We start from the raw sequence: 2,359 nt of genomic DNA on the forward strand, positions 1-2,359 counted from the left end.
CCGGACCCCGTCCCCCCGGGTCCTGGGGCGACGCGATGCCGCGTGACCATCTGATAGCCCTCGGGCGGCTGGAACGTGCCGGCGGGGATGGGAGCGTAGGTGACGCGGGTGGCCACCAGCCGCCCCTTCATGCCTTCGGCATCCACCCCGTCCTCGCGCAGGATGACGCCGTCGGCGGTGACGCAGGCGGTCGCCGAGCCGCGGCCGGAGACGATGGCCCATTCGGTGCAATCGACGTCCGCGACGCGTGTGTCGCCCTTGCGGGTATATTGCATGGACAGGTCCAGCAGGAACGGATTGCGGATGTCGGAGCCGGCGTCCAGCCGCGTATAGACCTTCTGCCGGTTCAGCACGATCGTCACCTGGCGGGCGACGCGGTCGAGGATGGTCGCGCCCATGCCTTCGGGACTGTCGATGCGCATCAGGCCGCCATTGGCGGCGAACCAGACCTGGATGGTTTTGGGCGCGGGCGCGCCTTCGGGCTGGACGCTGTAGGCGACCTGCACGTCGCGGGTCGGCGCCAAGGGGGGATGAGTTGGGGCATGAGCGGAATCGGGCGCGGGCTGGGCGTCCGCCCGCGCGATTCCGGCCCCGACTCCCGCCCCGATTCCCACGAGGAGCAGCGCCCCGGCCATCATTCCGGGCCGTCCGGCGGCGCGGCGCGGCATCAGGTTGATCATCGGCGTTTCCTTCTTTCCGGTCTGTCCGTATTTCAGCCGTCGGGGAGTCTATCCGCTTCCGTCCGAGGTGCGAAATGCGCCGCGCAGGGCGGCCATTTCTTCGCGAATCGCGCCGGCGGTGCCGGCGGCCCGGTCGTCGGGCCAGCGGGCGGGTACGGACAGGGCCCGGGCCAGGCGCCGCTTGTAGCGCCGGGCGGGTATTTCGATCCCGCCGAACTGGGCCAGATGGCTGGTGCCGAACTGGGTGTCCAGCAGGGTGAAGCCGCCCAGGCGCAGCCGCGCCGCCAGCGAGAGCAGCGCCGCCTTGGAGGCGTCGCGGGCGCGGCTGAACATGCTTTCGCCGAAGAAGGCGCCGCCGATGGCGACCCCGTACAGCCCGCCGACCAGCCTGCCGTCCTGCCAGGTTTCGACCGAATGGGCGTGGCCGCGCGCATGCAGTTCGCAGAACAGGCCGATGATCCGGTCGTTGATCCAGGTGGTCTCGCGCCCCGGCGCCGGGGCGGCGCAGGCGCGGATCGTCGCCTCGAAATCGCGGTCGGCGACGATGTCGAACTGGCCGGACAGGACGGTGCGGACCAGGCGGCGCGGCGCGTGGAACCCATCGAGCGGCAGGATGCCGCGCATCTGCGGATCGTACCAGTCCAGATGGTCGGTCCCGGCATCGGGCGCCATGGGAAACAGGCCGACCGAATAGGCGCGGATCATCAGGTCCGGCGTGACCGCCATGGCGCCGTCCCCCGAATCCTGGCCCGAATCCTGGCTGGTCATGCGGCGTCTCCCCGAGGTTCCGATCCCGACTGATGCTCCGATCCCGGCCGGCTGGCGCGTCTGGACAGGACAGGGCAATGATTCGATCCTGAGATGGACACGTGTCGGAGCCTGACAAGCCGGCATCGTCCGACCAGAGAGGCCCCGCCATGTCCGCGATTCGTCCGCGCCTGATCCATTCCCAGCGCCTGCCCGCCGCCGTGGCCGCGCGGATCGCCCGCGATTACGACGCGCCGCCGCCGCCCGGCCACAAGCTGACGCCGACCGAACTGGTGGCGCTGGCGCAGGCGTTCCGTCCGGATGCGGTGATGGTGACCACCGGCACGCCGGTGACGGCCGAAACGGTCGCGGCGCTGCCGGACAGCGTGCGGGTGATCGCCACCATCAGTGTCGGCACCGACCATCTGGACATTTCCGCCATCGCCGCGCGGGGCCTGGCGCTGACCTATACCCCCGACGTGCTGACCGATTGCAATGCCGACCTGACGATGATGCTGATCCTGGCGGCGGCGCGGCGCGGGGCGGAATATCTGGGCGTCATGCAGGCGGGATGGGGCCGGTCCTTCGGCATGGAGGAGATGCTGGGGGTGCGCGTCACGGGCAAGACGCTGGGCATTGTCGGCATGGGGCGGATCGGCCGGGCCGTGGCGCAGCGGGCGCGCGGATTCGACATGAAGATCCTGTATTCCAACCGCCGGCGGCTGGCGCCGGAGCTGGAAGCGGGTGCCACCTATTTCGCCGACATGCGCGAGATGCTGCCGCATTGCGACATTCTGAGCCTGCACATGCCCGGCGGCGCGGCGGCGGCGGCGGTCATCACCGCCGAGACCCTGGCGCTGCTGCCGAAGGGGGCGATCTTCGTCAATGCCGCGCGCGGCAGCCTGGTGGACGAGGACGCGCTGATCGCCGCG

The 2,359-nt window shown here is 70.6% G+C and carries 3 protein-coding genes; 1 reads left to right on the plus strand and 2 read right to left on the minus strand.

Annotated elements, in window-relative coordinates; translation table 11 throughout:
• Together HUK84_RS15170 and aat are read right to left on the minus strand one after the other, a co-directional pair.
• Window positions 1-680: DUF4412 domain-containing protein (locus HUK84_RS15170; RefSeq protein WP_246285710.1), on the minus strand; the 680-nt coding region annotated here is incomplete at its 3' end.
• A 48-nt stretch (window positions 681-728) separates the two neighbouring features.
• Complete coding sequence (gene aat / locus HUK84_RS15175; RefSeq protein ID WP_246285711.1) at window positions 729-1,448, minus strand: leucyl/phenylalanyl-tRNA--protein transferase; 720 nt, start codon at window positions 1,446-1,448, stop codon at window positions 729-731.
• Between the two features lie 149 nt (window positions 1,449-1,597).
• Between aat and HUK84_RS15180 the strand changes: the two genes are divergently transcribed.
• Window positions 1,598-2,359 (plus strand): NAD(P)-dependent oxidoreductase (locus HUK84_RS15180; RefSeq protein WP_176641029.1); only part of this gene is annotated, 762 nt, incomplete at its 3' end.

Source organism: Nguyenibacter vanlangensis, from assembly GCF_013376155.1.
GTDB classification, from domain to species: domain Bacteria; phylum Pseudomonadota; class Alphaproteobacteria; order Acetobacterales; family Acetobacteraceae; genus Gluconacetobacter; species Gluconacetobacter vanlangensis.